The organism is Natronorubrum sulfidifaciens JCM 14089 (assembly GCF_000337735.1).
In the GTDB taxonomy this organism is placed as follows: Archaea; Halobacteriota; Halobacteria; order Halobacteriales; family Natrialbaceae; genus Natronorubrum; species Natronorubrum sulfidifaciens.
The window spans coordinates 84,396-104,316 of the sequence record NZ_AOHX01000025.1 but is presented as its reverse complement, the minus strand read 5'-3'; the positions used below and the strand labels follow the sequence as shown (position 1 = coordinate 104,316).

General features: G+C 63.7%; 24 protein-coding genes and 1 tRNA gene. 14 read left to right on the top strand and 11 right to left on the bottom strand.

Going from position 1 to position 19,921, the window contains the following annotated elements; genetic code table 11:
• The first annotated feature begins 171 nt into the window (after positions 1-171).
• The gene (locus tag C495_RS01695) at positions 172-1,539 is read left to right on the top strand and encodes a winged helix-turn-helix transcriptional regulator (RefSeq protein ID WP_241430571.1); all 1,368 of its coding nucleotides are present in this window, start codon (positions 172-174) and stop codon (positions 1,537-1,539) included.
• Here the strand turns inward: C495_RS01695 and C495_RS01690 are convergent.
• From C495_RS01690 to gvpA, 4 genes are all read right to left on the bottom strand, one after another.
• Positions 1,536-1,868, bottom strand: coding sequence for a CHY zinc finger protein (locus C495_RS01690; RefSeq protein WP_008159430.1), 333 nt, complete (start codon positions 1,866-1,868; stop codon positions 1,536-1,538). The genes C495_RS01695 and C495_RS01690 overlap by 4 nt on opposite strands.
• 149 nt (positions 1,869-2,017) lie before the next feature.
• Positions 2,018-2,575 (bottom strand): gas vesicle protein GvpO, halophile-type, encoded by a 558-nt coding sequence (gene gvpO / locus C495_RS01685; RefSeq protein ID WP_008159429.1) that lies wholly within the window; start codon positions 2,573-2,575, stop codon positions 2,018-2,020.
• Positions 2,576-2,653: 78 nt separating this feature from the next.
• On the bottom strand, positions 2,654-3,691 hold the full coding sequence (gene gvpN / locus C495_RS01680; protein ID WP_008159422.1) for a gas vesicle protein GvpN: 1,038 nt from the start codon (positions 3,689-3,691) through the stop codon (positions 2,654-2,656).
• On the bottom strand, positions 3,692-3,976 hold the full coding sequence (gene gvpA, locus C495_RS01675) for a gas vesicle protein GvpA (protein ID WP_008159420.1): 285 nt from the start codon (positions 3,974-3,976) through the stop codon (positions 3,692-3,694). It lies immediately after the preceding gene.
• A gap of 344 nt (positions 3,977-4,320) precedes the next feature.
• Between gvpA and C495_RS01670 the strand changes: the two genes are divergently transcribed.
• The 8 genes from C495_RS01670 (at position 4,321) to gvpM (ending at position 8,804) form a co-directional block, all read left to right on the top strand.
• Entirely contained in the window at positions 4,321-4,944 is a 624-nt protein-coding gene (locus C495_RS01670) for a GvpL/GvpF family gas vesicle protein (protein ID WP_008159419.1), read from the top strand.
• Positions 4,945-4,946: 2 nt separating this feature from the next.
• Positions 4,947-5,201 carry a gas vesicle protein GvpF gene (gvpF, locus tag C495_RS01665; RefSeq protein ID WP_008159418.1) on the top strand — a complete coding sequence of 85 codons (255 nt, stop codon included), beginning with the start codon at positions 4,947-4,949 and terminating at the stop codon, positions 5,199-5,201.
• Positions 5,201-5,755, top strand: a complete 555-nt coding sequence (locus tag C495_RS01660) for an Hsp20/alpha crystallin family protein (RefSeq protein ID WP_008159416.1) — start codon at positions 5,201-5,203, stop codon at positions 5,753-5,755. The genes gvpF and C495_RS01660 overlap by 1 nt, the downstream gene beginning before the upstream one ends.
• Positions 5,752-6,651, top strand: a complete 900-nt coding sequence (locus C495_RS01655; protein ID WP_008159413.1) for a hypothetical protein — start codon at positions 5,752-5,754, stop codon at positions 6,649-6,651. Before C495_RS01660 ends, C495_RS01655 begins: the two co-directional genes overlap by 4 nt.
• An 89-nt stretch (positions 6,652-6,740) precedes the next feature.
• Positions 6,741-7,295 carry a gas vesicle protein GvpJ gene (gene gvpJ / locus C495_RS01650; protein ID WP_049890116.1) on the top strand — a complete coding sequence of 185 codons (555 nt, stop codon included), beginning with the start codon at positions 6,741-6,743 and terminating at the stop codon, positions 7,293-7,295.
• Positions 7,292-7,636, top strand: a complete 345-nt coding sequence (locus tag C495_RS01645) for a gas vesicle protein K (protein ID WP_008159407.1) — start codon at positions 7,292-7,294, stop codon at positions 7,634-7,636. Before gvpJ ends, C495_RS01645 begins: the two co-directional genes overlap by 4 nt.
• Entirely contained in the window at positions 7,633-8,541 is a 909-nt protein-coding gene (gene gvpL, locus C495_RS01640; protein WP_008159406.1) for a gas vesicle protein GvpL, read from the top strand. Before C495_RS01645 ends, gvpL begins: the two co-directional genes overlap by 4 nt.
• Entirely contained in the window at positions 8,538-8,804 is a 267-nt protein-coding gene (gene gvpM / locus C495_RS01635; protein WP_008159405.1) for a gas vesicle protein GvpM, read from the top strand. The genes gvpL and gvpM overlap by 4 nt, the downstream gene beginning before the upstream one ends.
• A 114-nt stretch (positions 8,805-8,918) precedes the next feature.
• Here the strand turns inward: gvpM and C495_RS01630 are convergent, their stop codons facing one another.
• Positions 8,919-9,134 carry a hypothetical protein gene (locus C495_RS01630; RefSeq protein WP_008159404.1) on the bottom strand — a complete coding sequence of 72 codons (216 nt, stop codon included), beginning with the start codon at positions 9,132-9,134 and terminating at the stop codon, positions 8,919-8,921.
• Positions 9,135-9,399: 265 nt separating this feature from the next.
• On the bottom strand, positions 9,400-10,401 hold the full coding sequence (locus C495_RS01625; RefSeq protein WP_008159403.1) for an FAS1-like dehydratase domain-containing protein: 1,002 nt from the start codon (positions 10,399-10,401) through the stop codon (positions 9,400-9,402).
• 251 nt (positions 10,402-10,652) lie between these two features.
• Between C495_RS01625 and C495_RS01620 the strand changes: the two genes are divergently transcribed.
• Positions 10,653-11,840 carry a thiolase family protein gene (locus C495_RS01620; protein ID WP_008159401.1) on the top strand — a complete coding sequence of 396 codons (1,188 nt, stop codon included), beginning with the start codon at positions 10,653-10,655 and terminating at the stop codon, positions 11,838-11,840.
• A gap of 44 nt (positions 11,841-11,884) precedes the next feature.
• Here the strand turns inward: C495_RS01620 and C495_RS01615 are convergent, their stop codons facing one another.
• Positions 11,885-13,135, bottom strand: a complete 1,251-nt coding sequence (locus tag C495_RS01615; protein WP_008159399.1) for an acyl-CoA dehydrogenase family protein — start codon at positions 13,133-13,135, stop codon at positions 11,885-11,887.
• Between the two features lie 609 nt (positions 13,136-13,744).
• On the opposite strand from C495_RS01615, the gene C495_RS01610 reads away from it, so the two are divergent.
• The 3 genes from C495_RS01610 (at position 13,745) to C495_RS01600 (ending at position 15,721) form a co-directional block, all read left to right on the top strand.
• Entirely contained in the window at positions 13,745-14,761 is a 1,017-nt protein-coding gene (locus tag C495_RS01610) for a Gfo/Idh/MocA family protein (protein WP_008159396.1), read from the top strand.
• A gap of 329 nt (positions 14,762-15,090) precedes the next feature.
• Entirely contained in the window at positions 15,091-15,273 is a 183-nt protein-coding gene (locus C495_RS01605; protein WP_008159394.1) for a hypothetical protein, read from the top strand.
• A 43-nt stretch (positions 15,274-15,316) separates the two neighbouring features.
• Positions 15,317-15,721 (top strand): hypothetical protein, encoded by a 405-nt coding sequence (locus tag C495_RS01600; RefSeq protein ID WP_008159393.1) that lies wholly within the window; start codon positions 15,317-15,319, stop codon positions 15,719-15,721.
• 40 nt (positions 15,722-15,761) lie between these two features.
• On the opposite strand, the gene C495_RS01595 is transcribed toward C495_RS01600, so the two are convergent.
• Both C495_RS01595 and C495_RS01590 read right to left on the bottom strand, forming a co-directional pair.
• Complete coding sequence (locus C495_RS01595; protein ID WP_008159392.1) at positions 15,762-16,211, bottom strand: MaoC family dehydratase; 450 nt, start codon at positions 16,209-16,211, stop codon at positions 15,762-15,764.
• A 199-nt stretch (positions 16,212-16,410) separates the two neighbouring features.
• On the bottom strand, positions 16,411-17,307 hold the full coding sequence (locus tag C495_RS01590) for a universal stress protein (RefSeq protein WP_008159386.1): 897 nt from the start codon (positions 17,305-17,307) through the stop codon (positions 16,411-16,413).
• A 182-nt stretch (positions 17,308-17,489) separates the two neighbouring features.
• On the opposite strand from C495_RS01590, the gene C495_RS01585 reads away from it, so the two are divergent.
• Complete coding sequence (locus C495_RS01585) at positions 17,490-19,220, top strand: MFS transporter (RefSeq protein WP_169330511.1); 1,731 nt, start codon at positions 17,490-17,492, stop codon at positions 19,218-19,220.
• Positions 19,221-19,497: 277 nt separating this feature from the next.
• On the opposite strand, the gene C495_RS01580 is transcribed toward C495_RS01585, so the two are convergent.
• Both C495_RS01580 and C495_RS01575 read right to left on the bottom strand, forming a co-directional pair.
• Positions 19,498-19,572: transfer RNA gene (locus tag C495_RS01580), tRNA-Val, on the bottom strand.
• A 40-nt stretch (positions 19,573-19,612) separates the two neighbouring features.
• The gene (locus tag C495_RS01575) at positions 19,613-19,873 is read right to left on the bottom strand and encodes a DUF7553 family protein (RefSeq protein WP_008159382.1); all 261 of its coding nucleotides are present in this window, start codon (positions 19,871-19,873) and stop codon (positions 19,613-19,615) included.
• Positions 19,874-19,921: the final 48 nt, after the last annotated feature.

Below are 19,921 nucleotides of genomic sequence, written 5' to 3'. Positions count from 1 at the left end.
GGGAACCCACCCTCGAGCGCGGAAATAGCTTGCTGGATCGGGCGGAGCTGTCGACCGCCGACCGTTCTCCTTGGTAGAGTATCACGAAACGAGAAACATGTATAACGATCGACCGCAGAAGGGGACTCGAGTAGTATGCCCACCCGTTCGTCGACCGCGAGCCGTATACTCGTGTGTTTGTTTCTCGTCTCGCTCGTCAGTGTCGGGGCCACGGGCGTCGCGACAGCGACGACGCCAGCCAGCGGAGCGATCGCACTCGAGACGGACGCCGACTCGCTCGAGGAGACGGGCGAGACGGGCGACGACCTCGAGGGGGCCGTCGACGGGACGACGGACACGATCGAAGAGACGACCAACGCGACTACCGACGACCTCGAGACCACGACGAACGACACGACCGAGACGCTCACCGAGACGGTCGACGGGACGAGCGACGGCCTCGAGACCACGACCGACGAGCCTACCGACGACCTCGACGGCGTGACTGCCGGGGCGACTGACACGCTCGGCGAGACGGTCGACGGAACGACTGCGACGGCCAACGACACGGCTGACACGGTCGAAGAGACGACCAATGCGACTGCTGGCGGCCTCGAGGGAGCGTTCGAAACGTCGGTTCGGATCGGTGGACCGGGTGCTGGACTCGAGGCCTCGGCGGGCGTCTCGACGAGCGAGGGGAGCGCCGGGGCAAACGCATCCGAGACGAGAGCGGCTGACGGTGGCACAAACGGACTGCCGGCGGGTGGAACGTCACTGGCAACGGATGCCGTGCTCGTCGGCCTGCTGGGAGCGATCACCGCGTCCGGAGCCGCAGCGGCGGGTGCTGGCGCTGGTGCCGGTGCTGGCGCGTCGGCGGGATCGGCTGGCGCTGCGGGTGGTGTGGCCGGCCTGAGCGGACTCCTCGCCAACTGGCTCGGTCAGTCGAGTGGCCTCCGCTGGCTTCGACGCATAGGCTCACTGCTGCCGTGGGAACTCGTCCCCATCTTCAAGTACAGCCGGTACGACGACTCCGACCCCCTCGAGAACGAGCGCCGTCGCGCCGTCTACGAAACGATTGCGGCCGAGCCCGGCAGTTATCTCTCGCAGGTGAGCGACGACAGCGACATCGCCCTCTCGACGGTCCGCCATCACGTCCGCGTCCTCGAGGACGAGGGGCTGGTGACCGCGGCCAAAGTGAACGGCAAGCGCCGCTACTATCTCGAGGCCGATGACGAGGCTGTGCCAGCCGCCGGTGGCGACAGCGCCGACATCGCACTCCATGCCGCCCTCGTAGAACCCGCGAAACGCGAGGTGCTCGAGACGCTCGCCGCCCTCGAGTCGGCTTCCAACGGTCGACTGGCCGACGAACTCGAGCGCGATCCGAGTACCGTCTCACACCACCTACGCGCGCTCGCAGACGATGGCCTCGTCGTCCGCACCCGAAACGGCCGATCGATGCGCAACGCGCTCGCACCCGAGGTTGTGGCGGCGCTCGGCGCGGCCGAACGGCCACTCGAGGACGACTCGAGTGGAACGGAGACGGTGCCGGCGGACGACTAACTGCGTTCGATTTCGAAGTAGCGATCGGCGTGGGCGCGACAACCGGGGTTGAACGGCGCGTCACACGACGGACAGCGATAGTCGGCCTCGAGATACGCTGGAACGGTGAGTTCGGTCTCACAGACACCACACAGCACGGAGGGCTCGTCGGCGCGGTCGCGCGGCCACGGCACCGCGTCGTGGTCCGTGATGGCCTCGTGACACCGATAGCACGGAAAATACGGTTCACAGCACGCGAATTTGAACGCGACGACGTCGCGGTCGGTGTGGTAGTGTTCACACCGGGTTTCGGGGCCGACATCGACGCCGCGGACCGGGATTTCTGACACGGTTCGTCTGCCGGCCCAACGTGTCCGCGGCACTTCGTGTTTGTGATTCAGTGTCGTGGTGGGTCGGTACGTGGGTGAGACGGGACGTGACAGGGGACGGCGTTGTGACTCGAGCGAGCCACACACGGCGGGTGAGTTGGACGACGGTCCTATTCGAACGCGCCCGTATCGCCGCGCCGGTAGCGATCCAGTCGGCGATAGCCGTGGACGGTCGCGCCGTCGTCGAGTTCGATCTCGTAGCGGCCGATGATGTCCTGTGTGTCGGGGACGGCACGGCGTTCGACGACTTCGACGATCGCGCGCCAGCCGTCGTCGGTCGGGGCGATCTCGCTGACGGCGTCGAACTCCCGCCCGATGAGTTCGCTTGCCGTCGACTCGACCGTCCGTCGAACGGCGAGGACGCCGGCGATCTCGTCGTGGTCGGTCTCGACGTCGGCGTCGACCGCGTCGGGGTCGGTCTTCTCCTCGGCGGTCATGTCGACGCCGAGGTCCCGACTCTTGGGCTCGCTTTCTGCCGTCTCGTCGGCGTCCTGCGTGCGTTGCTCCTGCTCGTCGTCGGCTGGTTGCGTCTGACTATCACTCACGGTTGGATCACTCTCGTCGTGCTGGTGGCAAAAGCCGTCGTCTTCGGCTGGCCGTGAACAGCGCTCGCCGTCCTCAGTGAGCGCTTGACACTGCGTCGTCGATTGTGTATCGGCGTCGGCCATTTCGTGTGAACGGATCGTTGATCTCGTTGCTTTCGTGTGTTCGTGTGTGAACGTGGTGTGTCCTTGGTGGCCGCCGACCTAGACCGAGTCGGCGATTCGTGATCGGAGCGTCGAGACGTCGTCCGGCCCGTCGCCGGCGATCTTCGGAACGAGGACGTCCATGAAGACGTCCGTCAGCAGGTCGTCGTCGAACTCGCCGGTCTCGCTCTTGCCGTTGCGTTTCCCGTCGAAGACCGCGAGCCCCTTCGCAGCCGTGATCGCCGCCCGCGTGCCGACGACGATCTCGAGGTCGTCTCGAAGCGTCCGCATCGTGGTGACCACCGTCTCGACGTCCTCATTCGCGATGTCGACGTGGGCGCGGACGATTTCGCGCTCGGTTTCTGCGTCGTAGTAGTCGACGTGAACGCCGACGAACCGATCGAGCAGCGCGTCCTGTTGGTCGTGGACGCCCGCGTACTCGGTATCGTTCGAGGTCAAGATTGCTCGAAACTCGGGGTGGACGTCGATCGTTCGATCCTCGCCGCGTTTACCCGGCCGCTCCAACACACCCTCCTCGAAAACCGAGAGCAGGACGTTGTGAGCTGCCGGATCGCTGCGCGAGAACTCGTTGTAGACGAGCGTCGCCCCTTCTCGGACGGCCACCGAGAGCGGGTTGTCCACCCAGCGCTCACGGACGATTTCCGTCTGTTTGCTCACGCCGCTGACGAACCGATCGTCCTCTTTGTACCGTTCGCCGCCAGCGTGGTCGCCGACGAGTGCGGCCGTGTCGACGGCCTCGTCACCGTTGAGCCAGACGACCGGGCGACCGCGCGTTTCGGCGGCCGACAGCGCAAGCGCCGTCTTCCCACAGCCTGTCGGTCCGATCAGATGGACCGGCTGCTCCGCCTCGAGCCAGCCCGTAATCCGGTCTCGAAGCGCGGTGACGGCGTCCGTCTCGACGAACGGCTCGGGAGCGACGGCTGCTGGATCGGCGAGTGGACTGTCGCCGTCTTTCGCGCCCGCATTCGACGCCTTTCGGGCGAGTTCTTTCTTGGCTCGCCGTCCTTCTTTCGTCGAGCGATCGCTCCTGATCTTCCGCCCTCTAACCTTTCGCTTGCGCGAGGAATCGTCGGCCATCTATTCGGCGGACTGTGGCGACGATTCCGGACGCGGTTCGACCTCGAGTTCCTCGAGTTCCTCGAGGTCGCCCTCTGCAGTGGCTTGCTCAATTTTTGCGATCTCCTCCGCGTAGTGCAGGAAGGTGTCGACCGAGGCGACGACGACACGCGCTTCGATCGTCAGCAACTCGATCCCGACGACCGAGACCCGCGCCCAGACGTCGATGACGACGCCTTTGTCGAGGATTCGGTCCAGTACCTCCGCGAGACTCGAGGAGTCGGGTCTTCGTTGTGGTTGGGCCATACGGTCTGGGGTTCATCCGGGACCCGTAACACGGCTTGCGCTGCGTCTGCAAGCCGACCCGACCTCGGATGCCCCAGCTCTCCGGCTGGAACACCAGAGGCTGCGCCTGCAAGCACCACGATAACCCGCTGCGGTGGTGTACGACCTGTGATGCGTTCCTCGAGTACCCGCAGGTGACGCCCAGACGGTGCGAGACGGGGCGGCGCGCCGGGTAGTCGACAATCTACACCCATGATATCCGTCCGACCGATCCCTCCGGAAACCGAAGCTGAACTGGGCCCGCGCCGACGGGCACGAGTAGCGTCGTCGAGCGGTCGCCGACACGCTCGGTTGGTGGTCGACCGATGACGAATCGATACGTCTACGGCATCATGGCGGATGAGCCAGTCGAGTTCGAAACCGACGCCGTCGCCGGCGCAGACCACGTCTACACGGTTTCACACCGCCGACTCAGTGCCGTCGTCTCCAACATCGATACGACAGAGCCCGAAGAGACCGACGAGGACGCCACGCGCCACGACGAGGTCCTCCGTGAGGTCATGGACCGCGACGGCGGACGGACGGTCGTCCCGATGCAGTTCGGGATGGCTTTCGAGAGCGACCGGGAGCTGAAAAACGTCCTCCGGGGTGCCAGACCGGCGTTTCGACGTGCATTGAACGACATCGAGGGCCGGATCGAACTCGGACTCAAGCTCGTTCGCGAGGAAGACACAGACATCGACGACGACGCCCTCGAGGATGCCGTCGCTGACGAACTCGAGCCGATCGCCGCCCAGTCGGTCCCGAACGACCTGTTCAGCGACCGCCTCGTCCTCAATCGCTCCTATCTCGTCGAGCGCGACGATCGTGAGCGCTTCGACGAGGCAGTCGCTCGACTCGAGGACGCCCACGACGACCTCATCGTTCGGTATACGGGGCCGTTCGCACCGTACAGCTTCGTCGACGTCACAATCGGGGCCCAGCGCTAACCATGTTCATTCTCGATGACCTCCTGTTCCGGCCGTTCGTCGGCATCGTGGATACGCTCCACACGATGGCGCTCAGCGAACTCTACGACGTCGACGCGCTCGAGGACGAGCTCAAGGAAAACCAGCTGCTGTACGAACTCGGCGAACGCCCCGAGACGGTGTATCAGGAACGGAAAGCCGAACTCGAGGCCGAACTCGAGATCGCCCGCGACGTCCACGAACGGCTCACAAGCGGGCGTGTGGAGGTAAAATCGTAATGTCACGAGACGATCCCGAACGGGACGACACTCCGGATGCATCGACCGACGAGCGCCACTGGCTCTCGAATCTGCTCACGGCGTTGCAGTGGCTCGACGACTCGGCGTCGGGGCGACAGCCCGACCGAACTCGATTCGAGTACAACGTGTCGATTCGAACCGGGTTGTCGTCCGACGACCGCCCGCGCGTCGAACGCCGCTCCGGAACAGCGGCCGGCCGGGAGCGATCGGGACGTCGGCCACGAACGCGACGCACCCGTGCGGAGACGCCCCCATCGACACCCTCGAGCGACCACCATCTGACGACGCGAGAGTTCGAGGACGAACTGCTCGTGATCGCCGACGTGGCCGGTGCCGATCCGGACGACGTCACCGTCGGCTTCGGTGACGACGCCACGCTCGTCGTTGCCGTCTCGGATCGCGAACTCGGCCGCCTCGAGGTCCCGTGGCGCGACCGGACGGCCGACGCGGTGATCACAAACGGCGTGCTTACGGTCCGGATCACGCCGGAACCGACGGAAACCGGGACCGACGACCAGGAGGGCGACGAATGAGCCCCGACGACGGTTTCGAAACACTGCTCGAGGACGCTACGGAGAGCCTCCAGCGGCTCGAGTCGACGCTCGGCGACGCGGAGACGCTCGACGCACTCGACGATGAGATCATCGAGACGGCAATCGGCGACGTCGACACCCTCGCGCGGGTGGCAACCGAAGTCGGGGACCTGCTCGAGGCGATCGATCTGCGCGAGTTGCCGGCGGCGGTCAACGGAGACGAACTCCTCGAGGCGATCGAACTGGGCGAGATCCCCGACGTGCTGGCGAACGAGGACAAGGGCGTCAGCGAACTCGTCGACGTCACGGCACTGGTCGATGCGATCGACCTGCTGAACGCCTGGAACGCCGCGGATCTGGCCGCCATCTGGGAGGAGAAACGCGAACTCGACGACGCGGTCGACGACCTCGAGGACGGCGACGACGCCGGAGTGGTCGAAAAGGCGGTGTCGGGCATCGCCGACGATGATGGCGGGCAACTCCTCGGCGGTGACGACGGTCTCCTCGGGACGGAGATGGATTCGACGACCGCGGCGAAAGAGGCCCTCGGCGATATCGACGTCGAGGACGACCCGGAGGCGTATCAGGTCGCCATCCAGCAGCAGGCGATGAAGGGGATCGACGCCTTCCGATGGGCGCTGCTCGAGACCCACGAGAAGTTCGAACGACTCTACGAACAAAACCGCGAGAAGATGCGTCGGCAGGACACCAGCACGAACTCGCGGAACCCGACGGCGGCGTCGACGATCCCGACCGACCGCCGCGACCTCGGGAGCGGCGCTCGCTACTCGACCGTCCCACAGGAGGTCAAACTCTCGACGGCACCCAGCCGCAAACGGATCTACGGTCGCCGGTTCGAGATCGAACGGGAAAAACGGAGGACCGAACATGACTGACCGACCCACACTGACCCGGAGACGACGTGAGCCGACGAATATCGCCTGCGAACGGCCGACCCCGATGACTCGAGTCGGAGGTGAACGGCGTGGTTACTGACTTCCAGCCGAGTCGCCAGAAGACCGACCTCGCGGAAGTCGTCGAGATGCTGCTTGACAAGGGCATCGTCATCAACGCCGACATCGCCGTCTCGATCGGCGACACGCAACTGCTCGGCGTGCAGGTTCGGGCTGCCATCGCCTCCTTCGAGACGGCGGCCAAATACGGCCTCGAGTTCCCCGAGGGGACCGACATGCGCCGCGTCGCCGCCGCGGTCGACGAGCCCGAACTCGCCGAGATGGACCGGCCGAAACCACCGATCGACCCGACACGCGGTGTCAACGTCACGCCTGACGAACGGTACGCAGACGAGACGCGGGCGGAGGACTCGAGTGCCGATGGCGAGTCAACCAGCCGTGGTGGACGCGACGAGAACGACAATCGTGGAACTGAACACGTCGGCGCGCGGCCGGAGCCGGACCAGCCGACGAGCGGCGGATTCGATCTGCTCAGCGACGACGATGCCGACGCGAACGACAGTGCTGACACGGAGACAACAGACGGCGACACGGAGACGGCGGATACGGATGGTGAGAACGAATGACGCAGATCGACGTCGGCGACGGTGAGGACGCACGTCAGGGACTGGTGAGTCTCGTCGTCACTGTCATCGAGATTTTGATCGCCGCCTTAGAGCGCGAAGCCGTCCGCCGCATGGAGTCGGGCAATCTCTCAGACGAAGAAATCGAGCGCCTCGGCCGCCAGCTCGCGACGATCGAAGCCGAGATCGAACAGCTCAAACGCGACGAGGAGATCGAAGACAGTGTCGACGATCTCCGCGACGACCTGAACGGGCTGGTCAACGACGTGATCGAACAGCTCCACGGCGAGCCCGAGATCGCGCCCGCACCCGGCTACTCCGTGTTCGGAGGTGACGAGCAGTGAGCTCCGATCGAGTGGACCGCCTCGAGGGCGTCGACGATGCCGAGACGGCCGGCGACGGGGTCCCCGAGATCGAGGACGGACGGTATCTCTACTGTCTCGTCCGGGCCGACGCGGGCGACTCGCTCGAGACGACCGGCGTCGACGGTGAGTCAGTCTCGGTCGTCGTCGAGGACGGTATCGGCGCGGTCGTCCACGCCTGCGATGGCATCTACGACTCGGCGGATCTCACGCAGATCCGGCGCTGGCTCGTCCGCCACCAGACGGTCGTCGACGAGGCCGGCGAGGCCTTCGGCACTCCAATCCCGTTCCAGTTCGACACGATCCTCCGCGGCGACGACGACGGTGTCCGCGAGTGGCTTCGCGAGGAGGCGGACACCCTCGAGCAGACCCTCTCGGAGCTTACAGCCCACTGGGAGTACCGGGTCGAGGTCGTCGAGACCGACCCGATCAGCGACGACGAACTGGTTGCCCGTGACGACCGGCTTCAGGAACTCACGTCGAAGATCGACGACGCAACCGAGGGGACGGCGTACCTGCTCGAGAAGCAGCTCGACCAGCGACTCACGGAACTGCGGGCGGGTCGTCGCGAGTCACTGACGGCCGACCTCAAGGCGCGACTCGACGAGCATACGCGAGAGGTCCACACCCTCGAGCGCTCGCCGACGGCATCGCTCTCGGATGACGTGGCCGAGATCGCCGGCGACGAACACAACGGCGAATCGCTCTGTCGGCTCACCATACTCGCCCACGAAGACGACGAGGGAGTGATCGGGTCGATTCTCGACGACGTCGCGGCGACCGACGGCCTCGAGGTCAGATTTACCGGCCCGTGGCCGCCCTACACGTTCGCGCCGGAACTGGGCGGCGACGATGAGCCAGCGGATTCGGATCTCCACCAGCAATGAGACCGCGAAAAGACGACGAGGCGCTCGTCGATGTCCTCGATGTCCTGCTCAGAGACGGGGCGATCCTCCGTGCGGACGTGATCGTCTCGATCGCAGAGATTCCGCTCGTCGGAATCAAACTCACGGCGGCCATCGCGGGCATGGAGACGATGAACGAGTACGGCCTTTTCGAAGCATGGGATATCGAACGCCGGCGATCGGCGGTCACCCGTCGTCAGCACCAGCGCAATCGTCACTCTCGAGACGGAACTGAAACCTTATAAAACAAGCATCACCCACTGCTCGAGCCGATTCGACCTCGGAACCGAACGCGGACAAGACCATACGCCAGCGATCGTGCGCGGTTTCGTTGGATCATCGCTCGAGTCGGCGAGTGCTCAGGCGAACTTCGGCCGTTCAGTCGTGAGTTCGACGTCACCGGTGACGGTCTCTTTGTTCCGATCCTCGTCGTAGACGTATCGGCCGTTGCCCTCACAGAGCGTACACTCGTAGGTCTCGGAGATTTCGTTGATCATCTCTCCGTCTTCGAAGTAGACACGGCTCTGGGTAATCTGCAGGAATTGGGGCGTCTCGCAGTTACTGCAGGTGATCATACTCGGTCGGTAGCTGTGACCGGTTGTAGTTATCCGGCTTGTAACCGAAAGCAATCGTTGTCTATGCAGTTCTTACCCCGTTTTTGACCGTGTCTCGAGGGGGTGCCACTGGGACGAGCCACTCGCGCTCGCTGGCAGCATATGAAACCGGAGTAAAGACCACATAATGCAAGCCGGCGGCGCGATACGACCGGCGTTGCAGACGCACATTAGTAGTCGACAAACAGCGAGGAACGTGTCCTTTCGCCCGGGACCGCAGCCCGTCTCAGTTGTCGGTCGAGAGCGCCACTGTCGCCGTCCCGGTCAGTACCGGCTCGCCGTGGTGAGTCGTCGCCTCGAGAGCCAGTTCGACGACGCCATCGCTGGGCTGGCTGTCGACGACCTCGCCGTTCGCGATGATCGTCTCGCCGGGGAAGACCTGCGAGTGAAAGCGGACCCGGAACGACGACACGGCCTCGAGGCCGACCCAGTCGGTGACGGCCCGCGAGGTGACGCCGGCAGTGAACATCCCCTGTCCGAAGACGCTTTCGTTACCGGCCGCGCGGGCGTAGGGCTCGTCGTAGTGGATCGGATTGAAATCGCCGCTCGCACCCGCGTATTTGACGAACTGCTGGCGCGAGAGGTCGTCGACGACGATCGTCGGCCCGGTGTCGCCGACGGCGATGTCATCGATGGATGTGACGGGGGAACGCACCTCCGCGTCCGGTTCAGTGCCGACCGTCGCTGCCGCCGTTTCGCTGGTGGCGTCGCTCGAGCCGGCTGCCGTGTCGCGACGTTCCTCCGCGTCGGCGTTCTGTACGGCACCCTCGGTTTCGATCACGGTCGCCCGTTCCGTGAGGACGAGTTCGTCATCGCCGTCTCGGTAGGCAGTCTCGTAGACGGCGAACGTCATCGTCCCGGCCCGGCCGCCGTCGCGCTGGTAGACGTCGGAAAGCGTGGTCGTACCCGTCAGCACGTCGCCGACCTGTAGCGGCCGTTCGTACTCGTAGGCCTGCTCGCCGTGGAGGACGTACTCGGGCTCGAAGCCGAGGTCGAAGCCGTGACCCTCGACGCCGTCGGCTCGATACCGTGGAAACGTGCTGACACGGGCGTACGTCAGTGGGGCCGGAATTCGGTCGTAACCGCGCTCGCGTGCGACGACTGCGTCCCGAAACACTGGGTTCCGGTCCGTGATCGCCCGCGCGAACTCCTCGACTTTGCCCCGCTCGATCCGAAACTCTTCGACGGTAACCCGCGAGTCGCCGACCATCGCCTCGAGGTCGGCCATCGACTTACTGGGCACGGATATCACCTCGAGTACTCGTCTGCGTCGACCGGGCGGTCGGGCACGTCTTCAGCTGCGGGCATCGTGACGTCGTGGTCCGGTTTCGCTCCATCTCCGGGGTTGTTAGTGAACAACTGTCATAAGTGTCCCTCTCGAGTCCCCGATCCCCCGTAACGGGCTCGCTGTGCACCGAACACGGCCTCGAGATCGAGCGGAACGTCTATGGGGTGCGCTGAGAGAGTACCATGAGAACAATGACCAATGCAGTCATCGTCGACGCGGTTCGGACCCCTTTCGGCAAGCGAGACGGCTCGTTCCGGGACACACATCCGCAGGATCTGGCAGCGAAACCGCTCGAGGCGCTCGCTGAGCGCAACGGGTTCGACCCCGAAACGATCGAGGACGTCATCTACGGCTGTGTTACGCCGATCGACGAGCAGGGGCTCAATATCGGTCGCCTCGCACCGATGGTCGCCGGCTGGGGCGACGTCGTCCCCGGCGTCCAGCTCAATCGAATGTGTGGCTCCGGCCAGCAGGCGGTCAACTTCGCCGCGACGAACGTCATGGCCGGCCAACACGACGTACTGATCGCCGGCGGCGTCGAGCACATGACTCGCGTGCCGTTGGGTTCGGACGGCGCTGACGGCGTCTCTGGCGGGAATGCCGTCACGGACACCTACTTCGAGCACTTCGACGAGCTAACCCATCAGGGTGAAGGGGCCGAACGGATCGCGGAGAACTACGGCTTCACGCGCGAGCAACTGGACGAACTCGCGGTCGACTCCCAGCGCCGCTGGGGCGACGCGTGGGAGGCGGGCCGGTACGACGATCAGGTCGTGCCCGTCGAGACCGAACTCGAGGGTGAGAGCGAAGCGACCCGTGAGACAATCACCGTCGAGCAGGACGAACATCCGCGACCCGAAACCGACCTCGAGACCCTCTCGAAGCTGCCGCTGTCGTTCCGCGAAGACGGCGAAGGCGTCCACCATCCGGGCAACTCCTCGGGGATCGTCGACGGCGCGTCGGCGCTGCTGGTCACGAGCGAGGCGGCCGCCGCGGAACACGGCTGGGAGCCGATGGCCCGCATCACCCAGACCGAGGTCGTCGGCGTCGATCCCGTGACGATGCTCACCGGGCCGATCCCGGCGACTGAACAGGTCCTCGAGAAAGCCGGTATGACGATCGGCGACATCGACCTTTTCGAAGTCAACGAGGCGTTCGCGTCAGTCGTCGCCGCCTGGCTTGAGGAAACCGGCGCGTCGTGGGAGGACGTCAACGTCAACGGCGGCGCGATCGCACACGGCCACCCGCTCGGGGCGACCGGCGCAGCGTTGCTGACGAAGCTCGTGCACGAACTCGAGCGGACGGGCCAGGATACCGCGCTCTCGACGATGTGTATCGGCTTCGGACAGGGGATCGCGACGATTATCGAGCGCGTCTAGACGGCCACGACTCGAAATTACGACCGCGAAACGAACGCTCGAGGTTACTCGTCGAGGGCGTCGATACGCAGGTTCTCGTCGAACTGGAGGGCGTGTTCGATCTCTTCGTCGGCGATGTCGTCGAACGCCCAGCGAGCGATCGAGCGACGGTGGACCTCGTCGGCTCCGTCGACGATCCGGAACGCACGGACGTCCTCGTAGAAGTGCGCGATTGGGAGGTCTTTCCCGATGCCGTTGCCGCCACAACACTGGAGCGCGAGATCGATCGCCTCGTTGGTAACGTTCGCGGTGAATACCTTCGACATCGCGACCTCGATTCGGGCGTCGCTGCGGTCGAGTTCGCGCGCGGCGTGGCGGACCATCGTCCGTGCGGCGTGGAGCTGCGTTTCGGCGTCGGCGATCCGGTGGCGAAGCGCCTGTTTCTCGTCTAAGGTCGTTCCGAACGCCTCGCGCTCGCTGAGATACGCCTTCGCGATGTTGAGCGAGCGCTCGGCCATCCCGGAGTAGCGCATACAGTGGGTGAGTCGCCCGCCGCCGAGTCGCATCTGGGCGACCTGAAAGCCCTGCCCTTCCTCGCCGATCGTGTTTTCGACCGGCACGCGAACGTTGTTGAACTTCATCTCGGCGTGGCCGCCCTCGCGTTCGGTGATGTCGTGGCCGCCGAGGTGGGGGATGTTGCGGACGACTTCGACGCCATCCGCATCGGCGGGGACGAGGATGATCGACGTTCCCTCGTAGGGGTGGGCGTCCAGATCGGTTCGAGCCATCACGAGATAGAAATCCGCGTCGAGGCCGTCGGTCGTCCACCACTTGTGGGCGTTGACGACCCACTCGTCGCCATCTTTGACGGCGGTGCTCTGGAGCATCTTCGGGTCCGACCCGCCGCCCTGTTTGGGCTCGGTCATCGCAAACGCCGAGGAGATCTCACCCTGAACGAGCGGCCGCAGCCACTCTTCTTTCTGGTCTTCTGTCCCAACCATCTCCAAGGTGTGCATGTTTCCTTCCTGCGGGGCGTTCGCGCGGATCGCGTGTGCGCCGATCAGCGAGCGCCCGACCTGTTCGAACGAGGGGAGCATATCGCTGAAATCGAGTCCTTGACCACCGTACTTCTCGGGCATCTGCGGGGCGAACAGGTCCCGCGCTTTGGCCTGCTCCCAGAGGCCCTCGAGTTCGTCGGTCGTGATCGGCTCGCCGGTCGCAAGCGCCTCGCGTTCGCGCGGGAGGACGACCTCGTCCATAAAGTCCTCAACGCGTCCTGCAACCGCCTTCGCTTTCTCAGAGTCGTGGTACTCCATACCGAGGCATATGCATACAACATTGTAAATGTACAACAAAGCGGTCAGTTACGGAGATGAACTGTGAACGGCCAGTCGGTTAACATATTGGGACTCGAGACCGCGTCTCTGCTCGTTGTATGCAACGGCGATACTGGGTGCCTGACTCGTCGGTGACAGGGCCGTCCGGCTCGAGACGAGTCAGGGGCAGTAAACCCGGGCGGGGGCGGGAGCCCGCCCTGGCGTGAGAGACATGAGCTAACTCGAAGCGGGGGCGAGTCCACGTTCGAGCGATCCGGGCACGAACGCACGCAATCGGCTGGTCAGCGCGTCGTGGTCTGTTGGAGCGTGTACCCGGCGGGGTTGTTCATCCCCGCAACTGCCAGATTGTGTGTGCCATCCATTGTTATGCAGGCACTTGTCTCATAGTAGTCGAGGCAACCCATTGACAGGCACCGAATAACCCGGGCACAGTCTCGGACTGGAACCCGTTTGGATGCCCCTTCGAATCGCTAAGCGGTCGCTACGGCGACTGATCGCACGACGGGCCCTGCTCTCGAGTGTGCTCACACCCGGCGACTTGCTGTCGACGCCCGCAGAACAATACCGGCGGAGCCTGAGGCCTACGGTATGCACGCGGACCATCTCGAGACACCGCTTCGAATCGGTGTCGTTGGACTCGGCTACATCGGAACGACAGTCGGCAGGCAGTTTCACCGGCATTCGGACGCGACGGTTCATGCCCTCTGCGATCTCGAGGCGGACCGACTCACCGAGAGCGGACGCGAGTTCGACGTCCCGGCTGAGAGACGCTACACCGACTATACGGCGATGCTCGAGGCCGACCCCATCGACGCCGTCCTCATCGGTACGCCGCACACGCTCCACTACGAACAGGTTCGTATGGCGCTCCAACGCGGCTATCACGTCTACTGTGACAAACCCCTCGCAACCGACCTCGAGCACGCACGCGATCTGACGGAACGGGCCGAACGGAGCCACCAGACACTGATGGTCGGCTATCAACGCCACCTCCAGACGGCGTTTCGAACCGCTCGAGAGCGGTTTGGCGACCGGCAACCGAACTGGTTGACGGCGTCGATCACACAGGACTGGATCGACGACGCACGCGGCACGTGGCGGCTCGAGCCGGCGCTCTCCGGCGGTGGCTTTCTTTACGATACGGGCAGTCACGTCATCGACGGTGTGCTCTGGACGACCGGGCTCGAGCCGGACTCCGTCACGGCGAGTATGGACTTTCACGACGACGACCGGCGAATCGACGCCCGTGCTCATCTCGACGTCCGGTTTACGAACGGAGCGACCGGAACGTTCTCGTTTCACGGCGACGCGCCGTCGGTTCGCGAACACATCCATTGCTGGGACGACGACGGAGCCGTCTACCTCGAGGGCCGCCAGTGGGGGCCACGCGACGTCCGCGAGATCGATGCCGATGCCAACGAGTACGACCCCTACATCGACTTCCGCACCGAACAAACGCGAGCCGATGCGTTTCTCGAGAGCGTCCGGACCGGCAGCGATCCACCGGCGACGGCTCGAGATGCACTGCGGGTCACAGCGCTGACGGAAGCGGCCTACGAGGCGGCTCGAACTGGTGACCGAGTCCCGGTCGTCCTCGAGAACTGAGAGGGACTGTTGTACTGATCACGGGGCGGCGGCGTCGGTGATCGATGACTCCAGCAATCCGTCTGCGTCAACGCGATGGACGCTGTCACACTCACGAGGTGGTCTCGCCCCCTCGAGTCGTCGGCTTCCGAACAATGCCTGCAGATCGATTAATACTCACTCCGGCCGATAGCTGAGTTGATGGGGGTACTGACTCGACTTCGATCGGTCGTCGACAGTGGCGCAGACCTGTACGAATGCCGGCACTGCGGCGAGACGTTCGACACCGACCGCGATGAGTGTCGATCGTGCCGATCGACCGAGATCGCCCACTACGAGATTTGAACCCCATGATCGTCGCGTCTATCGCTCGTCTCCACGCTGTCGTCACTCGAGCGACGCAGCCATCGCTACGGCCCGCATCGGATCGCTGCCACATCGGACGCGACGGTTCGGAATCTCACGACCGCGAATGGGATCGCTCGACGACGGCTTCGGTCGAGATCGCAGCCGAGACGCCACTGCGGGCGTGATCGTTGCTCGTCTTTTTTATACGTCGCGCTCGAACCGTCGGGTATGACCGGCGACGACTACAAGCTGTTCGGCGTGTACGCTTCGGAATCGGTCGTCGACGCGCTCGCCGACGCGCTCTACGAGGAGGCCGGCGTCGTCGACCTCGAGACGTACTTCGACGACACGTCGGAGTCGGTTCCCGCTGGCGATCCGGGGGCCGAGGCGACGGATGCATTTGCTGCGGACGTACTCGAATCGTTCGCCACCCTATACGATCACGCCGATTTCGAAGCGACCGAACGCGTCGACCCCGAGGCGTTCGAACTCGTTCACCTCGCTGCAATTCCACAGCGTGTCACAGGCCTTCGAGAGCGGTTCCGGGCCGCCGCGACCATTCAAGAGACGGACTTGCGGACAGTTCAAACCGCGATTCTCGCCGCTGCACTCGACGTCGAGCCGACGGTGTGAAGATCGTAGGGGTACTGTGCTCGAGCCGGTTCCCGATCACTTATTCGCCGGGATTACGGCGTTCGACCATCCCGTGTGCGAGCCACGTGATGACGACCTCGCCGTCCTGATTGCGCCCCTCGAGACGGGTATCGACGTAGCCGCGTTTGGGGTCGCTTTCGGAGACCCGCTTGTCGACGACCTCCGTTCGAACCGACAGCGTATCGCCCGGTTTGACTGGTTGTTTCCAGCGGAGGTCGTCGACGCCGCGGGCACCCATCCCGGCCTGCTCGCCGAGGATACCGTTGACGAGTAGTCGCATACAGATCGAGGCGGTATGCCACCCCGAGGCGACGAGCGTCCCGAACGCGGAGTCTTCGGCTGCCGCCTCGTCGACGTGAAACGCCTGTGGATCGTACTGCTCGGCGAACTCGACGATCTCGTCTTTCGTGACCTGATACTCGCCGAACTCCTCTGTGTCACCAATCTCGATGTCTTCGTAGTGTTGCATCCTCGTAAACTGTGTGTCACGCAAACAAGAGTCTATGGAAACGATACCCGACACGGTCGGGCGGTTGTCGGCGCTCAGACGTCCTACAGGTCGTCGATGCTCACCCAGTGATCGGGAGACGCTGCCTCGTGCTGACTGGCATCTCTGTTTGCCGTTGGCCAGTCCGAGTACTCCCCATCGAAGTCACAGGAACGCACCGTCACGGAACCTTCACGAGTCGTCGGAGCTGTCGGTAGATCGGCCCGCCGACGGCGTCGCCAGCACGGGCGATGATCACCGTTCGATCGGTTCGATGGACGACGGTCCGCGGGATCGACCCAACGAGTCGGCGATGTAACGCCCCTTGTCGTGTCGCACCGAACACCAGCACGTCGTGGGTGGCTGCCTCGTCGACGAGCGCCCCGACGATATCGTCGACGTCGTGAAGCCGTATCTCCACGTCGACACTCGGCCCCGGCGTCTCCTCGAGGGCTAACTGTGCGTCGACGGCCGACTCCTGTGCGACGTCAGTACCGACGTCAGCGCCGATGACCGAGGCGATGGTCACCGTGGCGTCGTTACGAGCCGCGATCGCCTTCGCGATGGTGGCTGCCGGACGAACGTGTGGGCCACCAGCGACCGGCAACAGGACCGAGTCGACGCCGTTTGCTTCGCTCCCGATTCGTTCGACGTAGAGATCACAGGGCGCTCGCTCGAGCAGCCGATCCACGGTCGTCCCGAGCACCGCGTCGGTCCGCCCGCGACGCTCTTCCCAGCCGATTACGAGCGCCCGCGCGTCGGTTCGTTCGATCGCTGTTAGCAGGCCATCGGACACCGAGTTGCCGACCACTAACTCGCCGGTGACCGTCACGTCATCCGGCGCGACGCTGGTTGCTCGATCCAGCGTCTCCTGTGCGTCGCCCGAGTACTGCTCGAGGATCGCATCGTCGGTGTACACCGAAAACGGCGACTCGTGGGACTTGACCACGACCGAGACGATCTGTACGACACCGTCGGTCGCTCGAGCGAGGTCACCGGCCGTCCGTGCCAACTGCTCGGCGTGCTCGGGGTTTGCGATCGCAACCAGTACCGGCCGTTCTTCCGATGCCGTCGCCATGATTGGTATTTGGTACCACAGGGCTGAATACTCTCGGATACGATTGGAAGACAGTCATCTCGAGCGTACAAACGGGGAGGTGGAGCGAACGCTGAGAGCAATGCGGCGGTCGATTTTCTCCTCGAATGTTCGCTTCGACGCTGGTGACTGCTATTTGGAGGTCAAACGCGTTAGACCACTATATGCCCACAGATGAGTCTGCTTCCAACGGGAGTACTCGTCTCTCTACGGACCTCAAGGCAGGCGTGCAGTACTGGGCACCGGCAATTGCCGTGAGTCTGACGACGTTCATCGTGGTCCTCAATGCATCCCTGATGAACGTGGCGATCCCCACGATGGTGGACGAGTTCGATACCACGGTCACCATGATTCAAGGGGCGGTTGCACTGTACTCGCTGGTGACAGCTGCGCTGGTTCTCCCAGCCGGGACGCTGCCGTCTCGGCATAGTATTCGGCGTGTGCTGGCAGTCGCACTGCTCGTCTATGCCGGTGGGACGCTGGTGGCGTCGCTGAGTTGGAATACGACGATCCTCTATCTCGGCTGGTCGCTCATCCAGGGTTCCGCGGCCGCCGTGATCTTTCCCCTGACGTTCACTGTGTTGATAATCAGTTACGAGGACGATGACCGAGCGAAGGCGTTTGGACTGTTAGCTGGCGTGAGCGGAGTTGGATCGACTATTGGACCGATTATCGGTGGCGCACTCACCACGTACGCGAGTTGGCGGTGGGGGTTTACGTTGCAACTCGTCGGTGTGGGGGTCGTGCTCTTTTTCACACAGTACGTCAGTCCGAACCCGCTGTCAGAAACGCGCCGTTCGCTGGATAAAGGCGGGACAGTGCTGTCCATCGTCGGTGCGACGTCGCTCGTCACCGGGTTTCTTCTGAGCGGGAAGTACGGGTGGTTAGTCGAACGCCGGCCGTTCGTCGTCGGCGAGTTGCAGTTCAATCCGTTCGGGACGTCGCCAGCGATCTGGTTTCTCGGGGTCGGACTGCTCGGGTTCGCCGCGTTCGTTCAGTACGAACGTCGACTGGAACGGGCCGGGAAGTCGCCGCTCGTTCCGTTGCACGTCCTGACGAATCGTCCGTTTTTGGCCGGCGTGTTCACCTACAATATGCGCTCGATCGTCTCGGCTGGCTTCTTTTTCATCTTCCCGGTCTATCTCCAAGCAGTACTCGGATACACCGCCTTTGAAACTGGGGTTGCGCTATTACCGTATTCACTTACGTCGGTCCTATTTTCGACGGTTACGCCCAACTGGCGGAAGTACATCTCACCAAAGACGCTTATCCAGATCGGTATCGTGTGTATGGGCGTTGCGTTGGTGCTGTTGTACGAGCAGACGGGCCCCAGTCAGACGATCGTCAGGATGGCGCTCCCGGTGGCACTGTATGGGGCTGGCGTCGGCCTCATACTGGCACAGATCACCAATATGACGATGTCGGCCGTCCCGACCGCGTACTCCGCCGAGGCATCCGGCGTCCTGAACGTCAGCTATTCGATCGGGTTTTCCCTGGGGACCGCAGTGATCGGCTCATATTTTCTCGGCCGATTCTATGGCAGTGTCGTCGATGGCGTCCTCCGAGCGGAACACGAGACCGTTTCGGCCGAACAACGAACTGACCTGGTAATCGCACTCGAGGATGCCGCAGAGACAGCGACCGACGCCACGCAACAACAGTTCCTGACCCAACTCACTCCGGCACAACGACAATTGCTCGAGGGCATCTTCGAGGCGGCGATGTTCGACGCGCAACGGGCAACGCTGCTGCTTCTCGTCTTGTTCGTGTTACTCCTGCTTATCGCATCGACGTTCCTACCACGGCAGATACCGGACGCCGACGACGGAACCGACCACCTCGAGTCGTCACCGGATGCGACACGTGAGGCGTCTGAAACGGCCACAGAGGACTAACCGACGTCGGGTATCTCGGATGCGAGCTGGCATCCGTTCGGTCGACTCAGTGTGTGGCTCGAGAAACCGCTGATAGCACACTATCAATCACCGAAAGACTGGCGGGTGCGACTCTACTGAAGTTTGCCTTGAATAGGGATGGGCCAGATTTGAACCACGCCGAGACGTGCTCGCTCACGTCCGTTCGCTGTGCGCGACTCGTCTGGTTCAAACTGCCATCTCCATTTCTGACGACGCGGACTCGTCGCTGCGCTCCTCGTCGTTGTGTCGTCAGAAATGGGTTGGGGCAGATTTGAACTGCCGACTTCCTCCGTGTGAAGGAGGTATCATAACCGGACTAGATCACCAACCCGCACGGGATTATTTCCGTGCAGTCAACTTAAGACTTCCTTTCATCGGTCGTCAACACGCTCGCTCGAGCGAGCCCTCGAGAGCGTCGCACGAGTTCGTCCGACAGCCCCACGAACGCGACGTTCGCCACTCGAGACGCCGGTTCGAACGGTATCGAAGCGAGTCGGTTCGGGGGCTGGCTCCCGGCCAAGCCGTCTTCGGACCGCGGCCGTGTAGGGCTCGAGGGTCTCGAGCAGGCCCTGTTTTGCGTGTTCGGCGGCGCGGGTGAGATAGTACAGGCTGTCGTGGAAGTGGTTGTTCATGTCTCACACATCTGCAGGCGACCTGAGAATATAGCCCTTTCGCAGACA